Source organism: Pseudomonas sp. SAS7, from assembly GCF_052112345.1.
GTDB classification, from domain to species: Bacteria; Pseudomonadota; Gammaproteobacteria; order Pseudomonadales; family Pseudomonadaceae; genus Aquipseudomonas; species Aquipseudomonas putida_Q.
Genome location: NZ_JBEGGO010000010.1, coordinates 113493 through 131827 on the forward strand (window position 1 = coordinate 113493; position 18335 = coordinate 131827).

At 62.9% G+C, this 18335-nt stretch carries 19 protein-coding genes; 15 read left to right on the plus strand and 4 right to left on the minus strand.

Translation table 11 applies throughout. The features are described from left to right. Positions 1-21: 21 nt before the first annotated feature. Together ABI582_RS17485 and ABI582_RS17490 are read right to left on the minus strand one after the other, a co-directional pair. The gene (locus tag ABI582_RS17485) at positions 22-1224 is read right to left on the minus strand and encodes a transporter associated domain-containing protein (RefSeq protein ID WP_338746253.1); all 1203 of its coding nucleotides are present in this window, start codon (positions 1222-1224) and stop codon (positions 22-24) included. 9 nt (positions 1225-1233) lie between these two features. Beyond that, positions 1234-2043 (minus strand): cytochrome C assembly family protein, encoded by an 810-nt coding sequence (locus ABI582_RS17490; protein WP_019470346.1) that lies wholly within the window; start codon positions 2041-2043, stop codon positions 1234-1236. 313 nt (positions 2044-2356) lie between these two features. Between ABI582_RS17490 and ffh the strand changes: the two genes are divergently transcribed. The 12 genes from ffh to ABI582_RS17550 all read left to right on the plus strand — a co-directional run bounded on the left by ffh (position 2357) and on the right by ABI582_RS17550 (position 12109). After that, positions 2357-3733: a signal recognition particle protein gene (gene ffh / locus ABI582_RS17495; protein ID WP_012270758.1), complete on the plus strand. Its 1377-nt coding sequence runs from the start codon at positions 2357-2359 to the stop codon at positions 3731-3733. Positions 3734-3979: 246 nt separating this feature from the next. Continuing rightward, a complete protein-coding gene (rpsP, locus tag ABI582_RS17500) occupies positions 3980-4231 on the plus strand; it encodes a 30S ribosomal protein S16 (protein WP_008094480.1) in 252 nt (83 codons plus the stop codon). Between the two features lie 5 nt (positions 4232-4236). Beyond that, positions 4237-4773 carry a ribosome maturation factor RimM gene (gene rimM, locus ABI582_RS17505; protein WP_023047325.1) on the plus strand — a complete coding sequence of 179 codons (537 nt, stop codon included), beginning with the start codon at positions 4237-4239 and terminating at the stop codon, positions 4771-4773. A gap of 3 nt (positions 4774-4776) precedes the next feature. Continuing rightward, the gene (trmD, locus tag ABI582_RS17510) at positions 4777-5529 is read left to right on the plus strand and encodes a tRNA (guanosine(37)-N1)-methyltransferase TrmD (protein ID WP_338746254.1); all 753 of its coding nucleotides are present in this window, start codon (positions 4777-4779) and stop codon (positions 5527-5529) included. Between the two features lie 42 nt (positions 5530-5571). Then, positions 5572-5922, plus strand: coding sequence for a 50S ribosomal protein L19 (rplS, locus tag ABI582_RS17515; RefSeq protein WP_003252148.1), 351 nt, complete (start codon positions 5572-5574; stop codon positions 5920-5922). A gap of 93 nt (positions 5923-6015) precedes the next feature. Next, a complete protein-coding gene (locus ABI582_RS17520) occupies positions 6016-6423 on the plus strand; it encodes an acyl-CoA thioesterase (protein ID WP_019470347.1) in 408 nt (135 codons plus the stop codon). A 124-nt stretch (positions 6424-6547) separates the two neighbouring features. After that, positions 6548-7444, plus strand: a complete 897-nt coding sequence (gene xerD, locus ABI582_RS17525; RefSeq protein ID WP_442119824.1) for a site-specific tyrosine recombinase XerD — start codon at positions 6548-6550, stop codon at positions 7442-7444. 153 nt (positions 7445-7597) lie between these two features. Beyond that, complete coding sequence (locus tag ABI582_RS17530; RefSeq protein ID WP_338746257.1) at positions 7598-8341, plus strand: thioredoxin fold domain-containing protein; 744 nt, start codon at positions 7598-7600, stop codon at positions 8339-8341. Between the two features lie 83 nt (positions 8342-8424). Continuing rightward, on the plus strand, positions 8425-9729 hold the full coding sequence (locus ABI582_RS17535; RefSeq protein WP_019473612.1) for a homoserine dehydrogenase: 1305 nt from the start codon (positions 8425-8427) through the stop codon (positions 9727-9729). A 61-nt stretch (positions 9730-9790) separates the two neighbouring features. Continuing rightward, positions 9791-11200, plus strand: coding sequence for a threonine synthase (gene thrC, locus ABI582_RS17540; protein ID WP_442119825.1), 1410 nt, complete (start codon positions 9791-9793; stop codon positions 11198-11200). Between the two features lie 129 nt (positions 11201-11329). After that, positions 11330-11749: a histidine kinase gene (locus ABI582_RS17545; RefSeq protein ID WP_442119826.1), complete on the plus strand. Its 420-nt coding sequence runs from the start codon at positions 11330-11332 to the stop codon at positions 11747-11749. 78 nt (positions 11750-11827) lie between these two features. Beyond that, positions 11828-12109: a DUF3509 domain-containing protein gene (locus ABI582_RS17550; protein ID WP_442119827.1), complete on the plus strand. Its 282-nt coding sequence runs from the start codon at positions 11828-11830 to the stop codon at positions 12107-12109. Positions 12110-12374: 265 nt separating this feature from the next. Here the strand turns inward: ABI582_RS17550 and ABI582_RS17555 are convergent, their stop codons facing one another. Together ABI582_RS17555 and ABI582_RS17560 are read right to left on the minus strand one after the other, a co-directional pair. Continuing rightward, positions 12375-13250, minus strand: a complete 876-nt coding sequence (locus tag ABI582_RS17555; RefSeq protein ID WP_442119828.1) for a TIGR02285 family protein — start codon at positions 13248-13250, stop codon at positions 12375-12377. Between the two features lie 21 nt (positions 13251-13271). Next, a complete protein-coding gene (locus ABI582_RS17560) occupies positions 13272-14471 on the minus strand; it encodes a CaiB/BaiF CoA transferase family protein (RefSeq protein WP_338746262.1) in 1200 nt (399 codons plus the stop codon). Between the two features lie 131 nt (positions 14472-14602). On the opposite strand from ABI582_RS17560, the gene ABI582_RS17565 reads away from it, so the two are divergent. The 3 genes from ABI582_RS17565 (at position 14603) to ABI582_RS17575 (ending at position 18211) form a co-directional block, all read left to right on the plus strand. Then, on the plus strand, positions 14603-15145 hold the full coding sequence (locus ABI582_RS17565; protein WP_016485154.1) for a YaeQ family protein: 543 nt from the start codon (positions 14603-14605) through the stop codon (positions 15143-15145). An 8-nt stretch (positions 15146-15153) separates the two neighbouring features. Then, entirely contained in the window at positions 15154-16863 is a 1710-nt protein-coding gene (gene recJ / locus ABI582_RS17570) for a single-stranded-DNA-specific exonuclease RecJ (RefSeq protein WP_442119829.1), read from the plus strand. Between the two features lie 241 nt (positions 16864-17104). Then, positions 17105-18211, plus strand: coding sequence for an NADH:flavin oxidoreductase/NADH oxidase (locus ABI582_RS17575; RefSeq protein ID WP_442119830.1), 1107 nt, complete (start codon positions 17105-17107; stop codon positions 18209-18211). The last annotated feature ends 124 nt before the right edge of the window (positions 18212-18335 follow it).

The following is an 18335-nucleotide window of genomic DNA, read 5'->3' on the forward strand; positions in this document are numbered from 1 at the left end:
GTAAGCGTGACCCGAGTATAGCTATCGGGTCACGGTCCACACCAGTACCTTGCTGGCACAATTGTCCTCTGTTTCGAGGATTTCCAGGCGATAGCGGCCGATCTTCAGGCAAACGGCGCTTTCCGGGATGCTTTCCAGCGCTTCGGTAACCAGCCCGTTGAGGGTTTTCGGCCCGCCGTCGCAGGGCAGGTGCCAGCCCAGGGTGCGGTTGATTTCGCGCAGCGAGGCGTTGCCGTCGATGACGAAGGTGCCATCGGGTTGGGGGTGTACGTGGGGGTTTTCCAGGCTTTGTTCGTCCTCGAACTCGCCAACGATCTCTTCGAGGATGTCTTCCAGGGTGACGATGCCCTGCACCTCGCCGTACTCGTCCACCACCACACCCAGCCGGCGCTGTTGCTTGTGGAAGTTCAGCAACTGCATTTGCAAGGGCGTGCTTTCTGGCACGAAATAGGGTTCGTAGCAGGCACCGTGCAGTGCCTCCAGGGTCAGCTCGCCCTTGGGTAGCAGGTGGCTGATCAGCTTGGTGTTGAGGATGGCTTCGACCTGATTGATGTCGTTGTGGTAGACCGGCAGGCGGGTGTGGCGGCTGACGATCAACTGCTCGATGATGCGCTCGATCGGCTCGTCGAGATTGATGCCGTCCACTTCGTTGCGCGGCACCAGGATGTCGTTGACGGTGATCTTGTCCAGCGACTGCAAGCCGTCGAGCAGGCCATGGCGGGGTGTTTCATGCTCGTCGTCGTCGTCGAAGTCATCGGCTTCCTGCGGGTGCAAGGCCACGGCCGTGGGTTGCAGGCGAAACGGGCGCAGGAGCAGCTTGGCGAAACCGTCCAGCAGGCAAGCCAGTGGCTGCAACAGGGCGAGGGGCACTTTCAGCAGGCTGGTACCCAGGTTCACGCATGCCTGCGGGTTGCGCCGGGCCAGGCGCCGCGGCAGGTATTCGGCAAACACCAGCAGGGTGAGGGTGGCGGCCAGCCCTGCCAGCCAAAAGCCGTGCTCGCCGCTATGGCGCTGGCCCACCAGGCAGGCCAGGCCCAACACCAGCAGCTTGCCCAGGCTGGCGCACAGCACCAGGGCCTGTGCCGGGAGCACCGGCTGGTCGTCGTGGGCGCGCAGCGAGCCATTGAGCTGCAGGCGGGCGGCATCCACCGTGGTGAACAGCGCCGACCACAGCAGCGCCAGTGCCAGGGTGCCGAGTAGCGGTGCGTACGGCAGTGTGTCCATGAGCGGCCGTCAGATATGCAGGATGAATTCGCGAACCAGCTTGCTGCCGAAATAGGCCAGCATCAGCAGGCAGAAACCGGCCAGCGTCCAGCGGATGGCCTTGTGACCACGCCAGCCCAAGCGGGTGCGGCCCCACAGCAATACGCTGAAAACCACCCAGGCGACACAGGCCAGCAAGGTTTTGTGGACCAGGTGCTGGGCGAACAGGTTGTCGAGGAACAGCCAGCCGGAGATCAGCGACAACGACAGCAGGCACCAGCCGGCCCAGAGGAAGCCGAACAGCAGGCTTTCCATGGTTTGCAAGGGCGGGAAGTTGCGGATCAGCCCGGAGGGGTGCTTGTTCTTCAGTTGGTGGTCCTGCAGCAGCAGCAGCAGCGACTGGAACACCGCGATGGTGAACAGCCCGTACGCCAGGATCGACAGCAGGATATGCGCGAGAATGCCCGGCTCTTCGTTGATCAGCGGTACGGTGCCAGGCGGCGCGAACTGCGCCAGCAGCGCCGTCACCGCGCCCAGCGGGAACAGCAGCACCAGCAGGTTTTCGACCGGTATGCGCAGGCAGGCCAGCAGGGTCAGGCCGATGACGGCCACGGCGATCAGGCTGGCGGCGCTGAAGAAGTCCAGGCTCAGGCCCAGCGGGGTGATCAGCTGGAAGTACAGCGCACCGGCCTGGGCGAGCACCGCGAAGGTACCCAGCAGGACGAGCAGGCGCTTGTCGGACTTGCGGCCCTGGGCCAGGTGCGAGCCCTGGTAGATGGCCGCCGCTATATATAGGCCGGCAGCGATCAGGTTGGGGATGAGGCTGGGAGAGGAGACCATAAGTCCTGGTTGACGAGCCTTAAAGAGACGGAGTTTGGCATAGATTCCGCTGATCAAGGAAGACTGAAGGCTTGCCTCAGGGCATTCGCGGGCTCGCCCGCTACCACAGGTACCGCGCAGGTCCGCAACAGGGTTGAAATCCTGTGGGAGTGGGCGTGCCCGCGAAGTGGGCAGTGCAGCCACCGAATATCTCCCAAGGTGTGCGCCGCCGCCGCACTTCGCTATAATCGCCGCCTTGCTGTGCCCGGCGGGTGTGTATTTCCCCCAGGGTGCCTGACAAACCTCGGCTTTTACTAGGCCTGAAAGGATCACCATGTTCGAAAACCTGACCGACCGCCTGTCACAGACGCTGCGCCATGTCACCGGCAAGGCCAAGCTGACCGAAGACAACATCAAGGACACGCTGCGCGAAGTGCGCATGGCCCTGCTCGAGGCCGACGTTGCCCTGCCGGTGGTGAAGGATTTCGTCAATAGCGTCAAGGAGCGTGCGGTCGGCACCGAAGTGTCGCGCAGCCTGACCCCGGGCCAGGCGTTCGTGAAGATCGTCCAGGCCGAGCTGGAAAGCCTGATGGGCGCGGCCAACGAAGACCTGGCGCTCAATGCCGCACCGCCTGCCGTGGTACTGATGGCCGGCCTGCAGGGCGCGGGTAAGACCACCACCGCCGGCAAGCTGGCGCGCTTCCTTAAAGAGCGCAAGAAAAAGAGCGTGATGGTGGTGTCCGCCGACGTCTACCGCCCTGCGGCGATCAAGCAGCTGGAAACCCTGGCCAACGACATCGGCGTCACCTTCTTCCCGTCCGACATCAGCCAGAAGCCGGTGGCCATTGCCGAAGCGGCCATCCGCGAAGCCAAGCTGAAGTTCATCGATGTGGTCATCGTCGACACCGCCGGCCGTCTGCACATCGACGCCGACATGATGGACGAGATCAAGGCGCTGCACGCTGCGGTCAAGCCGATCGAGACGCTGTTCGTGGTCGACGCCATGACCGGCCAGGACGCCGCCAACACTGCCAAGGCGTTTGGCGAGGCCCTGCCGCTGACCGGCGTGGTGCTGACCAAGGTTGACGGTGACGCCCGTGGCGGTGCTGCACTGTCGGTGCGTGCCATCACCGGCAAGCCGATCAAGTTCATCGGTATGGGTGAGAAGACCGAGGCCCTCGAGCCGTTCCACCCCGACCGCGTCGCCTCGCGCATCCTCGGCATGGGCGACGTGCTCAGCCTGATCGAGCAGGCCGAGCAGACCATCGACAAGGCCAAGGCCGACAAGCTGGCCAAGAAGCTGAAGAAGGGCAAGGGCTTCGACCTCGAAGACTTCCGCGACCAGCTGCAACAGATGAAGAACATGGGCGGTCTGGGCGGCCTGATGGACAAGCTGCCGAGCATTGGCGGGGTCAACCTGTCGCAGATGGGCAACGCCCAGGGCGCGGCCGAGAAGCAGTTCAAGCAGATGGAAGCGATCATCAACTCCATGACCCCGGCCGAGCGCCGCGACCCTGACCTGATCAGTGGCTCGCGCAAGCGTCGTATCGCCCTGGGTTCCGGCACCCAGGTGCAGGACATCGGCCGGCTGATCAAGCAGCACAAGCAAATGCAGAAGATGATGAAGAAATTTTCCGCCAAAGGCGGCATGGCCAAGATGATGCGTGGCCTGGGCGGGATGCTGCCAGGCGGCGGCATGCCGAAGCTGTAACCCCTATTCCGGGGGCCTGTCTTTAGCTGGGCAGGCTTCCAGAACCCCCGCCCCGGCGGGGCAACTGCCGTGGATTAGCGGCTAAACCGGCAAATCTGGACGGTGGGGCGATGCCTTGCCGAAAAAGTCATTTGCAAATGTCCGTGTATTCCCCGAGAATATGCGGCCTTTTGGGCACCCGTGTGCCTATTTGGCATTCAGATTTGCAGTACAAACTGCAACACCGACTATAGGAACGATGTTCACATGGTAACCATTCGTCTGGCCCGTGGCGGCTCGAAAAAGCGCCCATTCTACCACCTGACCGTGACCAACTCGCGTAACGCCCGTGACGGCCGTTTCGTTGAGCGCGTTGGCTTCTTCAACCCGATCGCATCGGGCGCCGAAGTCAAACTGTCGGTCAACCAAGAGCGCGTCACCTACTGGCTGAGCCAGGGCGCACAGCCGTCTGAGCGTGTTGCTCAGCTGCTGAAGGACGCTGCCAAGGCCGCTGCCTGAACAGTATGAACGCGACGCCAGAAAAGGCTGACGACCTCATCGTCGTTGGCAAGATTTTTTCGGTTCACGGCGTTCGCGGCGAGGTGAAGGTGTATTCCTTTACCGATCCGATTGAAAACCTGTTGGATTATCCCGGCTGGACGCTTCGGCACGAAGGCAAGGTAAAGCAGGTCGAACTGGTCAGCGGTCGTGGCTCCCAAAAGGGCCTGGTCGTGAAATTGAAAGGCCTCGATGATCGTGACGAAGCCCGTCTTCTGAGCGGTTACGAAATCTGCATTGCGCGGAGCCTTTTGCCCAACCTGGCAGCCGACGAGTACTACTGGTACCAGTTGGTAGGTCTGAAGGTCATCAACCAGGACGAACAGCTGTTCGGCAAGGTCGATCACCTGTTGGAGACCGGTGCGAACGATGTAATGGTGGTCAAGCCCTGCGCAGGCAGCCTGGATGATCGCGAGCGTCTGTTGCCCTACACGGCGCAATGCGTGCTCAACGTCGACCTGGAAGCAGGCGTGATGCGGGTTGAATGGGACGCGGACTTCTAAACGATGGGTAACCTTCGCGTAGACGTCATCACGTTGTTCCCCGAGATGTTCTCGGCCATCACGGAGTACGGCATTACCAGCCGCGCGGTGAAACAGGGGTTGCTTCAGGTGACTTGCTGGAACCCGCGGGACTACACCGTAGATCGTCACCACACGGTAGATGATCGGCCGTTTGGCGGTGGTCCGGGCATGGTGATGAAAATCAAGCCTCTGGAAGACGCCCTGGTTAGCGCCAGGCAAGCGACCGGAGCTGCGGCGAAGGTGATCTACCTCTCGCCACAAGGCCGCAAGCTGACTCAGCAGGCGGTCAAAGGCCTGGCCGAACAGGAATCGTTGATCCTGATCGCCGGTCGTTATGAAGGCATCGACGAGCGCTTTATCGAGGCTCATGTCGATGAGGAGTGGTCGATTGGCGACTATGTGCTTTCCGGTGGCGAGCTGCCGGCCATGGTACTGATCGATGCGGTTACACGGCTGCTGCCCGGAGCTTTAGGGCATGTGGACTCGGCGGAAGAAGATTCCTTCACCGACGGTCTGCTCGATTGCCCGCACTACACCCGACCTGAGGTGTATGCGGATCAGCGTGTTCCCGACGTGTTGCTAAGTGGCAACCATGCACATATCCGGCGTTGGAGGATGAAGCAGTCCCTTGGTAGGACCTTCGAACGACGCGCCGATCTTCTGGAAAGTCGCTCGCTTTCTGGAGAAGAGAAGAAGCTGCTCGAGGAATACCTCCGCGAGCGGGACGATAGTTAAACGTATCGATGGTGGATCGCGTATCCATCTTAGGAGCACAGCATGACCAACAAGATCATCCAGCAGCTCGAAGCCGAGCAGATGAGCAAGGAAATCCCGACCTTCGCACCAGGCGACACCGTTGTTGTCCAGGTTAAAGTGAAGGAAGGTGAGCGTTCCCGTCTGCAGGCGTTCGAAGGCGTTGTTATCGCCAAGCGTAACCGCGGTCTGAACAGCGCCTTCACCGTGCGCAAGATCTCCAGCGGCGTTGGCGTAGAGCGTACCTTCCAGACCTACAGCCCGCAAATCGACAGCCTGGCCGTGAAACGTCGTGGTGACGTGCGTAAAGCCAAGCTGTACTACCTGCGCGACCTGTCCGGCAAAGCCGCTCGCATCAAGGAAAAACTGTCCTGAGTACAGTTTGCCCGGTGGCCAAGGCCGCCTAGCGAGAAAGAAGCAGCCTTCGGGCTGCTTTTTTGCGTTTTGAACCCCGAAGATGTGAATGCCATGACTACCCGAGACCAGGAAATCCAGCGCCGCACCGAGTTGTCGGTGACCCGCGTGACCAAGGCGGTGTTCCCCAACACCACCAACCACCACAACACCCTGTTCGGCGGTACTGCCCTGGCCTGGATGGACGAAGTGTCGTTCATTGCCGCCACGCGCTTCTGCCGCCTGCCGCTGGTGACCGTGTCCACCGACCGCATCGACTTCAAGCACCCGATCCCGGCGGGCTCGATCGTCGAGTTGGTGGGTTCGGTGATCAAGGTCGGCAATACCAGCCTGCAGGTGCAGGTGGACGTGTTTGTCGAGAACATGTACCTGGACGGCCGTGAGCGGGCGATCCATGGGGTGTTCAGCTTTGTCGCCATTGACGAGGACAAGCGCCCGGTCCCCGTTTTGCCCCAGGCCTGAGCTTCTTCATCGGCTGACGCGGTCGCTGTGGGAGCGGTGTCAGCCGATCAGACTCCGATTGATCACGACAACCTGTCAGCTGCTGTGAAACACTAAGCCAACGTCCAATACCCAGCAGCCCCGAATGCCCGCCCTAGACCACCCCCTGATCGACCAGTTTCTCGACGCCCTGTGGCTTGAAAAAGGCCTGTCCGACAACACCCGCGTGTCCTACCGCAGCGATCTGGCACTGTTCAACGGCTGGTTGCAGGAACATTCGGTTTCCCTGCCCGACGCCGGGCGTGACCTGATCCTCGACCACCTCGCCTGGCGCCTCGATCAGGGCTACAAGCCACGCTCCACGGCGCGCTTCCTGTCCGGCCTGCGCGGTTTCTTCCGCTATCTGCTGCGGGAAAAGCTGGTGGCGGTAGATCCGACCCTGCAGGTCGACATGCCGCAACTGGGCAAGCCGCTGCCCAAGTCGCTGTCCGAAGCCGACGTGGAAGCCCTGTTGCAGGCCCCGGACCTGGGCGAAGCCATTGGCCAGCGTGACCGGGCAATGCTCGAAGTGCTGTATGCCTGCGGCCTGCGTGTCACCGAACTGGTCAGCCTGACCCTCGACCAGATCAATCTGCGTCAAGGTGTGCTGCGGGTGATGGGCAAGGGCAGCAAGGAACGCCTGGTACCCATGGGCGAAGAGGCCGTGGTGTGGCTGGAGCGCTACCAGCGCGATGGCCGCGCCGAGTTGCTCAATGGCCGCCCCAGCGACGTGCTGTTCCCCAGCCAGCGCGGCGAGCAGATGACCCGCCAGACCTTCTGGCACCGCATCAAGCACCATGGCCGGGTGGCAGGCATCGACAAACCGTTGTCGCCGCACACGCTGCGCCATGCATTCGCCACCCACCTGCTCAACCATGGTGCCGACCTGCGCGTGGTGCAGATGCTGCTCGGCCACAGCGACCTGTCGACCACCCAGATCTACACCCACGTTGCCAAAGCCCGCCTGCAGCAGTTGCACGCGCAGCACCACCCGCGTGGATGAATGTTTTTCATGTTCCGCCGACTGGTCCTTGCGAGCCCCTTCACCGGTGGTGTGATGTGGTAGGCTTGGGCGGTTTGCACCAAGGGCCGCACGGCCACCGCGTATTTTCCGCAGGTGGCGCCCTCCGGCCCCTGTCCGCCTTCAGGAGTTCCCATGCGCGTGACCCAGTTTTTCGCCGCCGCCGCGTTGGCGCTGGCCAGTACCTTTGCCGTTGCTGCGGCAACCGATAGCAATGCCGGTGCCGAGCAGGCCATCCGTAAATCGTTGCAGAACCTCGAGCTGGAAGTACCGGTAGAAAGCGTGGCCAGCAGCCCGCTAAACGGCCTGTACGAAGTCAAGCTGCAGGGCGGCCGCGTGTTGTACGCCAGCGCCGACGGCCAGTTCGTGATGCAGGGCTATCTGTTCCAGATCCAGGACGGCAAGCCGGTCAACCTCACCGAGAAGACCGAACGCCAGGGTGTTGCCAAACTCATCAACGGCATTCCAGCGGCCGAGATGGTGGTTTATCCTGCCAAGGGCGAGACCAAGTCGCACATCACCGTGTTCACCGACACTACCTGCCCGTATTGCCACAAGCTGCACGCCGAAGTGCCCGAGCTGAACCGTCGCGGTATCGAAGTGCGTTATGTCGCCTTCCCGCGCCAGGGGCTCGGCTCGCCGGGTGACCAGCAGCTGCAGGCTGTTTGGTGCTCCAGCGACCGCCGCGGGGCGATGGACAAGATGGTCGAAGGTGAAGAGATCAAGGCCGCCAAGTGCGCCAACCCGGTCGGCAAGCAGTTCCAGCTTGGCCAGTCGATTGGCGTCAACGGTACGCCGGCTATCGTCCTCGAAAGCGGCCAGGTCATTCCGGGCTACCAGCCGGCACCGCAGGTCGCCAAGCTGGCACTTGCCAAGTAATCCAATTCAGTACGCCGTCGTCATGGGGTGACGGCATGTTTCACGGTCGGCGAAGGTGTCGGCCGTTCAATGGGGAGTTCACAGTGAAACCGGTCAAAGTAGGCATCTGTGGGTTGGGGACCGTCGGTGGCGGAACCTTCAATGTACTTCAGCGCAACGCCGAGGAGATTGCCCGCCGTGCCGGGCGCGGTATTGAAGTGGCACAGATCGCCATGCGCTCGCAGAACCCGAACTGCCAGATTACCGGTACCCCCATTACCGCTGACGTGTTCGAAGTTGCGAGCAACCCGGAGATCGATATCGTCGTCGAGCTGATCGGTGGCTACACCATCGCCCGCGACCTGGTGCTCAAGGCCATCGAAAACGGCAAGCATGTGGTCACTGCCAACAAGGCGCTGATTGCCGTGCACGGTAACGAAATCTTTGCCAAGGCCCGCGAGAAGGGCGTGATCGTCGCCTTCGAAGCGGCCGTGGCCGGTGGCATCCCGGTGATCAAGGCCATCCGCGAAGGCCTGTCGGCCAACCGCATCAACTGGCTGGCCGGCATCATCAACGGCACTGGTAACTTCATCCTCACCGAAATGCGTGAAAAGGGCCGTGCCTTCCCGGACGTGCTGGCCGAAGCCCAGGCGCTGGGTTACGCCGAAGCCGACCCGACCTTCGACGTCGAAGGCATCGACGCCGCGCACAAGCTGACCATCCTGGCGTCCATCGCTTTTGGCATTCCGCTGCAGTTCGACAAGGCCTACACCGAAGGCATCACCCAACTGACCACTGCTGACGTGAACTATGCCGAGGCCCTGGGCTACCGCATCAAGCACCTGGGCGTGGCGCGTCGCACCGCCGAAGGCATCGAGCTGCGCGTGCACCCGACGCTGATCCCGGCCGACCGCCTGATCGCCAACGTCAACGGCGTGATGAACGCCGTCATGGTCAACGGTGACGCCGCCGGTTCCACCCTGTACTACGGTGCGGGCGCCGGCATGGAGCCTACTGCTTCGTCGGTGGTTGGCGACCTGGTCGACGTGGTCCGTGCCATGACCTCCGACCCGGAAAACCGCGTACCGCACCTGGCCTTCCAGCCAGACTCGCTGTCGGCCCACCCGATCCTGCCGATCGAAGCCTGCGAAAGCGCCTACTACCTGCGCATCCAGGCCAAGGATCACCCGGGCGTACTGGCCCAGGTGGCCAGCATCCTGTCGGAGCGTGGCATCAACATCGAGTCGATCATGCAGAAGGAAGCCGAGGAGCAGGACGGCCTGGTGCCGATGATCCTTCTGACCCATGGTGTGGTCGAACAGAGCATCAACGACGCCATCGTCGCCCTGGAAGCCCTGCAGGACGTGATCGGCAAGGTCGTGCGTATCCGCGTCGAACAGCTCAACTGACAAAATTATTGCCGTCGGGCCGCCAGCGCGGCCCCGGCCCCAGCATCGAAGGTTTGCACCCATGCGCTATATCAGTACCCGCGGCCAGGCACCGGCCCTGAATTTCGAAGACGTGCTGCTGGCTGGCCTGGCCAGTGACGGCGGCCTGTACGTGCCAGAAAACCTGCCACGCTTCACCCAGGAAGAAATCGCTTCCTGGGCTGGCCTGCCATACCACGAGCTGGCCTTCCGCGTGATGCGCCCGTTCGTTGAAGGCAGCATCGCCGACGCCGACTTCAAGAAGATCCTCGAAGAAACCTACGGCGAGTTCGCCCACGCTGCGGTAGCCCCGCTGCGTCAGCTGAACAGCAACGAGTGGGTGCTGGAGCTGTTCCACGGCCCAACCTTGGCGTTCAAGGACTTCGCCCTGCAACTGCTCGGCCGCCTGCTCGACCATGTGCTGGCCAAGCGTAACGAGCGCGTGGTGATCATCGGTGCCACCAGTGGTGACACCGGTTCTGCCGCCATTGAAGGCTGCCGCCGTTGCGACAACGTCGACATCTTCATCCTGCACCCGCACCAGCGCGTGTCGGAAGTGCAACGCCGGCAGATGACCACCATCTTCGGCGACAACATCCACAACATCGCCATCGAAGGCAACTTCGATGACTGCCAGGAAATGGTCAAGGCCAGCTTCGCCGACCAGTCGTTCCTCAAGGGCACCCGCCTGGTGGCAGTCAACTCGATCAACTGGGCGCGCATCATGGCCCAGATCGTCTACTACTTCCACGCAGCCCTGCAGCTGGGCGGCCCGGCACGTTCGGTGGCGTTCTCGGTACCAACCGGCAACTTCGGCGACATCTTCGCCGGTTACCTGGCGCGCAACATGGGCCTGCCGATCAGCCAGCTGGTCGTCGCCACCAACCGCAACGACATCCTGCACCGCTTCATGAGCGGCAACCAGTACGTCAAGGACACCCTGCACGCCACCCTGTCGCCGTCGATGGACATCATGGTCTCGTCCAACTTCGAGCGCCTGCTGTTCGACCTGCACGGCCGCAACGGCGCCGCCATTGCCGAGCTGATGGACAACTTCAAGCAAGGTGGCGGCTTCAGCGTCGAGCAAGGCCGCTGGACCGAGGCCCGCAAACTGTTCGATTCGCTGGCCGTCAGCGACGAGCAGACCTGCGAGACCATTGCCGAAGTCTTCGCTGCCACCGGTGAAGTGCTCGACCCGCACACCGCGATTGGCGTCAAGGCTGCACGCGAGTGCCGCCGTAGCCTGGACACGCCGATGGTGGTGCTGGGTACCGCGCACCCGGTCAAGTTCCCGGAAGCGGTGGAAAAGGCGGGTGTGGGCAAGGCGCTGGAGCTGCCGGCGCACCTCAGTGACCTGTTCAGCCGTGAAGAGCGTTGCACGGTGCTGGCCAATGACCTGAAAGCAGTGCAGGGCTTTGTCAGCCAGCACGGCAACCGCGGCAAACCGTTGTAAGCACGTTGCCATGTGGGGCCCCTAAGCGGCCCCACATGTCAGCCCTTTCCCTTGAACCTTCAGAAATTTCCTATTCGACCCGTCCAGCGCCAAGCCTAAATTAGCCGGTCCTCCCACCTGGAGCGGCATATGCACCAGCCCTACGTGTTGATCCATCAGGCTCGCCCGTCCCACCAGATCCTCCTGCACCAGGCCCTCAATGCCCAAGGCATGTTCAACGTGCGCATCAGCGCAAACGCCAGCGACCTGGACGCTTGCCTGGCCGCTGAACGTCGCCCCGACCTGCTGATTCTCGACCATGCCATGCCAACCCGGGCCGGCCTTTCTTTGCTCGCTCGGCAGCATCGATCACGCGCGTTGCTGTTCGTCGGCCAGGCTACCCCCAAGCACCAGAACCTTGCCCAGGAGGCGAGAAAGCGGGGCCTGTGGGTACTCGCCGAACTCCCCTGGCCGCTTTCGTCCACGCGCCTGCAGCGTGCCTTGCAAGCGCTGCACGTGCGCCCGTGGCGGCATACTAAAACTGTCACGTCTGCCCCGCATGCTCACTGAAACAGCCGCGGACAACGAACTTTGCGCTGCGCCTGTTGGTCAGTTCCTTTATATCCCACCACGCAGCGAGTGAACCGGATGGAAAGAATCTGCAAACTGCTCAACGACGCCCTGACTCCCTATCAGGCTCAGCTCGGCATCGCTGATGCCAGCGGTGATCGCCAATTGACCCTTCACGACCCCGTTGCCGGCATTACCCTGCGGCGCACGGTGAGCGAGCGTCAGTTGCAGGAGCAACGCCTGTTGATCGATCTGGTAGATGGCCTGCACCGTGACTTGCAGATTGCCGAAGGGCGGTTGCAGCCCTGTGTGATCGCGGCGCTGCAGCAGCGTCAGCAACCAAGGGGAACCTTTGCCTGAGTGGTTTATCAGACAGTGTGAGGGTAGCCAGCCAGAGCTTTGCTCCGGCGCTGGCAAGGCTGCCTCGGGAAGCCTCAATCGGCTTTCGCTTGGCCCCGGGCGTCCTCCCCAGCGTCCGGGGTTTCTTTTTTCTGCGCAGGCACATTTCCCTGTAGGAGCAGCCTTGTGCTGCGAAAGGGCCAGTGCAGCTTGAGAATGTCGTTTGTCATGAGGGCCTCTTCGCAGCACAAGGCTGCTCCTACAGCGACCGTGTATGTCGGTTGGCTTATTGGCCTTCGAAGAAGCGCTTGCTGTCTTCCAGATAGTCTTCCTGCAACGCCGGGTCCAGCCAGCGCGCATACAACGCCGGCAAAACATCCCGGCGCAGTGCAGGTAACAGCCGATCGATATCCGCGATCGCTTCGCGCCCCAGAGGGCTGTCCGAGCAACCCACATGTAGAAACTGGTAGCGCTCTACTCCCTGCACCGGATGAAACTGGTAATCCGCCAGTAAGCCTCCTTGCTGCTGGATCAGATAGCGCACCTCCGGCCAGTAGCCGAGCACCATGCGCAGGCGCCCCAGTTGTTGCATCTGTAGCAGGTTGGCGGTGGCATCGTTGCCGTAGTGGCGGCTGAGCACGCTGTCGGGCAACTGGCGCAGGATGGCGTCGATCTGGGTGCCGTAGCTGCGCTCGGCAACAATCCCCAGCTTCAGCGAGTCGTTGCTCAGCAGGCCATGCAGGTCTACCTGCTGACCGTTGAGGTACGGCGCCACCAGCGCCTGGTTTTCCTTGCGCAGCACCAGGCCACCGCTGAGCACGCCCAGTGATGACCTGGAAAAACGCACATATTCGGCACGTTCCGGGGTCCATAACAGGGTCGGGTCGCAGGTGAAGCTGTTGCGGTCTTGCAGCATCTGGATGCCGCGGGCGCGGTTGACCCGCACGATGCTGTGGTCGTATTCGGGCATCTGCCCGATCAGCAGCGGCAACAGCTGGTCGATCACCCCTTGGCCTTTTTCCGGGCCAGCAAAAATGGTGAACGGCGGCAGGTCACGCACCAGCCAGAAGATGCGTTCCTTGGCACTGACAGGCTGCAGCAGCAATGCAGGCAGTAGCCCGCTCAACAGGATCAGGTGGCGTAACCAGCTGGCAGTGCGCATGGGCGAGGGCGGCGTCAGGCGTCAGACCGCGCCGGCTTCGCGCAGGCCGGCAATGGCCGCCGCGTCGTAGCCCAGCCCGGTGAGCAGTGCGTCGGTGTGTTCGCCCAGCGCCGGGCCTACCCATTCGGTAGAGCCAGGCGTATCCGACAGCTTCGGCACGATGCCCGGCATGCGGAACGGCTTGCCGTCCGGCAGCTTGGCCTGCAGGAACATTTCCCGCGCCAGGTACTGCGGGTCATTGAACATGTCCTCGGCCGAATAGATACGGCTGGCCGGTACTTCGGCCGTGGTCAGTACCTGCATCAGTTGCTCAAGAGGCAGGCTGTTGGCCCAGCGGTCGATCACCCCGTACAGCTCGTCACGGCGCAGGTCGCGGCCATCGTTGCTGGCCAGGGCCGGGTCGTCTGCCAGGTCGGCACGGCCGATGGCCTGCATGAAGCGCTTGAAGATCGCATCGCCGTTGGCGCCGATCTGCACGTGCTTGCCGTCGGCGCTGGTGTGGATGGAGGAGGGGGTGATACCCGGCATGATGTTGCCGGTGCGCTCGCGGATAAAACCGAACACATCGAACTCCGGGACCATGCTTTCCATCATGGCGAAGATCGCCTCGTACAGCGCCACATCCACCACCTGGCCCTGGCCGCCATTGACCTCACGGTGGCGCAGCGCCATCAGCGCGCCGATCACCCCCCACAGGGCGGCAATCGAGTCACCGATGGAAATGCCCGTGCGCACCGGCGGGCGGTCGTCGAAGCCGGTGATGTAGCGCAAACCGCCCATCGACTCGCCCACCGCGCCGAACCCCGGTTGGTCTTTCATCGGCCCGGTCTGGCCAAAGCCCGAGAGGCGCACCATCACCAGGCGCGGGTTAAGCGCATGCAGCACATCCCAGCCCAGGCCGAGTTTTTCCAGCACGCCCGGGCGGAAGTTCTCGATCAGGATGTCGGCGTCGGCCAGCAGGCGCTTCAGAATCTCGAGGCCTTCGGGGTGCTTGAGGTTGAGGGTGAGCGATTGCTTGTTGCGCGCCTGCACGAACCACCACAGCGAAGTGCCCTCATACAGCTTGCGCCACTTGCGCAACGGGTCGCCGCCGTCGGGGGATTCGACCTTGATCACCTCGGCGCCGAATTCGGCGCAGATGCGCGAGGCGAACGGCCCGGCAATCAGGGTGCCGAGTTCGACAACTTTGAGGCCGGCGAGGGGTTTGCTGGGCGTCGACATGGGGCATCCGTGGCAGCTGGGCAGAGCCGTGGTTTTATCACACGTCGGTTTCGCCGGGTACTGCTGCGGCGCATGGAGGGAGCGGATGGGTTAGACTGTGCCACTTTTCTTTTGCACGAAGCCCGTCGACCATGGCCCAGCCGTCCACCACCTACAAGTTCGAATTGAATCTGACCGACCTTGACCGCAATGTCTACGAAAGCGTCAAGCAGACCATTGCTCGCCACCCTTCGGAAACCGAAGAGCGTATGGCGGTTCGTCTGTTGGCGTACGCGCTCTGGTACAACGAGAACTTGTCGTTTGGCCGCGGTCTGTCGGATGTCGATGAGCCGGCACTGTGGGAAAAGAGCCTGGATGATCGCGTGTTGCACTGGATTGAAGTTGGCCAGCCGGACGCCGACCGCCTGACCTGGTGCTCGCGGCGCACCGAACGCACCAGCCTGCTGGCCTATGGCAGCCTGCGCGTGTGGGAAGGCAAGGTGGTGGGCGCGGTCAAGAACCTGAAAAACCTGAACATCGCTGCCGTGCCTCAGGAGGTGCTGGAGACGCTGGCTACCGACATGCCGCGCAGCATCAAGTGGGACGTGATGATCAGTGAAGGTACGGTGTTCGTGACCGATGACCGTGGCCAGCACGAAGTGCAACTGCAGTGGCTGCTCGGTGAGCGTGGCTGAAGCGACCCATGCGCATCGAACCTCGCCCCCTGCCGCCGACCCTGCCATTTCTGGGTAACCTGCCACCCTTGTTGACCCGCCTGTACGCCGCGCGCGGCGTGCAGTGCGAGGCCGAACTGGACAAAAGCCTGGCGCGCCTGCTGCCGTACCAGCAACTCAAGGGCATCGAGGCCGGTGTCGACCTGCTGGTCGAGGCGCTGGACCAGCGCCAGCGCATTCTGATCGTTGGCGATTTCGACGCCGATGGTGCCACCGCCAGCACCGTCGGGGTGCTGGGCTTGCGCCTGCTGGGTGCGGCCCATGTCGATTACCTGGTACCCAACCGCTTCGAATACGGCTATGGCCTGACCCCGGAAATCGTCGAGGTGGCGCTGCAGCGTCAACCGCAACTCCTGATTACCGTGGACAACGGCATTTCCAGCGTCGAGGGTGTGGCGGCAGCCAAGGCCGCCGGGCTCAAGGTGCTGGTCACCGACCACCACCTGCCGGGCCAGCAACTGCCCGAGGCCGACGCCATCATCAACCCCAACCAGCCGGGCTGTACGTTCCCGAGCAAGGCGCTGGCCGGGGTAGGGGTGATCTTCTATGTGCTGATGGCCCTGCGTGCGCGCCTGCGCAGCCTGGGGCGCTACGAGACGCAACCACAGCCCAACATCGGCGAACTGCTCGACCTGGTCGCGTTGGGCAGCGTCGCCGACGTGGTGCCGCTGGACGCCAACAACCGCATCCTTGTGCACCAGGGCCTTGAGCGCATCCGCGCCGGTCGCGCCCGGCCAGGGCTGAAGGCGATTCTCGAAGTGGCCCGCCGCGATCACCGGCGAATCACCTCGACTGACCTCGGTTTCATCCTCGGCCCCCGGCTGAACGCCGCCGGCCGCTTGGACGACATGAGCCTGGGCATCGAATGCCTGCTGTGTGAAGACGCGACGCTGGCCCAGGACATGGCCCAGCAGCTGGACGAGCTTAACCAGGACCGAAAGTCCATCGAGCAGGGCATGCAGCGCGAGGCCCTGGCCCAGCTCAAGGACCTGCCGGTCGAGTCGATGCCGTATGGACTGTGCCTGTTCGATGCCGATTGGCACCAGGGTGTGATCGGTATTCTGGCTTCGCGCCTTAAAGAGCGTTATCACCGGCCAACCATCGCGTTCGCGGATGCCGGCGAGGGCATGCTCAAAGGTTCGGCGCGCTCGGTACCAGGCTTCCACATCCGCGATGCACTGGATGCCGTGGCGGCGCGTCACCCGCAGCTGATCAGCAAGTTCGGTGGCCACGCCATGGCTGCGGGCTTATCGTTGCCCGAGGGTAATTTCCCGGCCTTTGCCGAGGCGTTCGACGAAGAAGTGCGGCGCCAGCTGCGTGAGGAAGACCTGACAGGCCGGCTGTTGTCCGATGGCAGCCTGGCCGTGGAGGAATTCCACCTCGACCTGGCCAAGGCCCTGCGCCATGCCGGGCCTTGGGGCCAGCATTTCCCCGAGCCGCTGTTCCACGGCGTGTTCCAGCTGGTGGAGCAGCGCGTGGTGGGCGAGCGGCACCTGAAGGTGGTGCTCAAGAGCGAGTGTGGTGCGGTGCGCCTGGATGGCATTGCCTTTGGCGTCGACCGCGAAGTGTGGCCGAACCCGACCGTGCGCTGGGTCGAACTGGCGTACAAGCTGGATGTGAACGAGTTTCGTGGCAACGAAAGTGTGCAGTTGATGATTGCCCACATGGAGCCGCGCTGACGGGCTCGCTGGGCTTGCCTTGATTTGTTTGGTGTGGCGGAAATCGAGCGCCGCCCGCGCGGCGCTCGATCTCACCGGCGCCATCACTTTCGAGCCTGACACCCGCACCCCACCCAAAATCCCATGGAACCTCCCCCCCACCCATTCTGGTCTAGTCTGAAGTTATGACCGGACCTGGGCCAGGGACGTGCAATTGAGTGTCCGGGCCGGATCACCATTGGAGTCCTTGGGAGGTGCCCTCATGAGCCTGCTGCTCGAGCCTTACACCCTGCGTCAGCTGACCTTGCCCAACCGCATCGCTGTATCGCCGATGTGCCAGTATTCCGCCATCGATGGCTTGGCCAACGACTGGCACCTTGTCCATTTGGGCAGCCGCGCTGTGGGTGGCGCCGGTCTGGTGATCACGGAAGCCGTGGCAGTTACCGCCGATGGCCGCATCACCGCCGAAGACCTGGGCCTGTGGGACGACGCCCAGATCGCGCCGCTGCAACGCATCACCCGTTTCATCACTGCCCAGGGCGCCGTGCCGGGCATACAGTTGGCGCACGCCGGGCGCAAGGCCAGTACCTATCGCCCATGGTTGGGCAAACAGGGCAGTGTGAAGCTCGAAGAGGGAGGCTGGCAGCCAGTAGGCCCATCGAAGATCGCGTTCGACCCGCAACACACACCGCCACATGAGCTGACCCCGGACGAGATCCAGGATGTGATCGCGGCGTTCGTCGCCTCGACCGAGCGCGCCTTGAAGGCCGGTTTCAAGGTGGTGGAAATCCATGCTGCCCATGGCTACCTGTTGCACCAGTTCCTGTCACCGTTAAGCAACCAGCGCCGCGACGAGTACGGCAGTTGTTTCGAAAACCGCATCCGCCTGACCCTGCAGGTGGTCGAGGCCGTGCGCAAGGTGTGGCCTGCCGAGTTGCCGCTGTTGGTGCGGGTATCGGCAACCGATTGGGTGGAGGACGGCTGGAACCCGGATGAAACCGTCGAACTGGCCCGTCGCCTGCGAGGGTTGGGCGTGGACCTGATCGATGTATCCTCTGGGGGCACCTCGGTAAACGCCGAGATCCCCACCGGCCCCGGCTACCAGACCCGCTTCGCCGAACGCGTGCGCAAGGAATCGGAAATTGCCACCGGCACCGTGGGCATGATCACCGAACCGGCCCAGGCCGAGCACATCCTGCGCACCGGCCAGGCCGACCTCATCTTCCTCGCCCGCGAGCTGTTGCGTGACCCGTACTGGCCACTGCACGCCGACGACGACCTGGGCGGCAACAAGGCCACCTGGCCTGCGCAATACCAACGCGCGACCAGCCGCGCCAACCCGATTCACGAGTCCGATCTGCGCGACTGACCCAACCCTTTACCGAAGGCATGCGCGGTCCTTGTGGGAGCGGCCTTGTGTCGCGATGGGCTGCGAAGCGCCCCCAGATTTTCAGCTCCGCCGCTGACAATGCTGGGGCCGCTTCGCAGCCCGT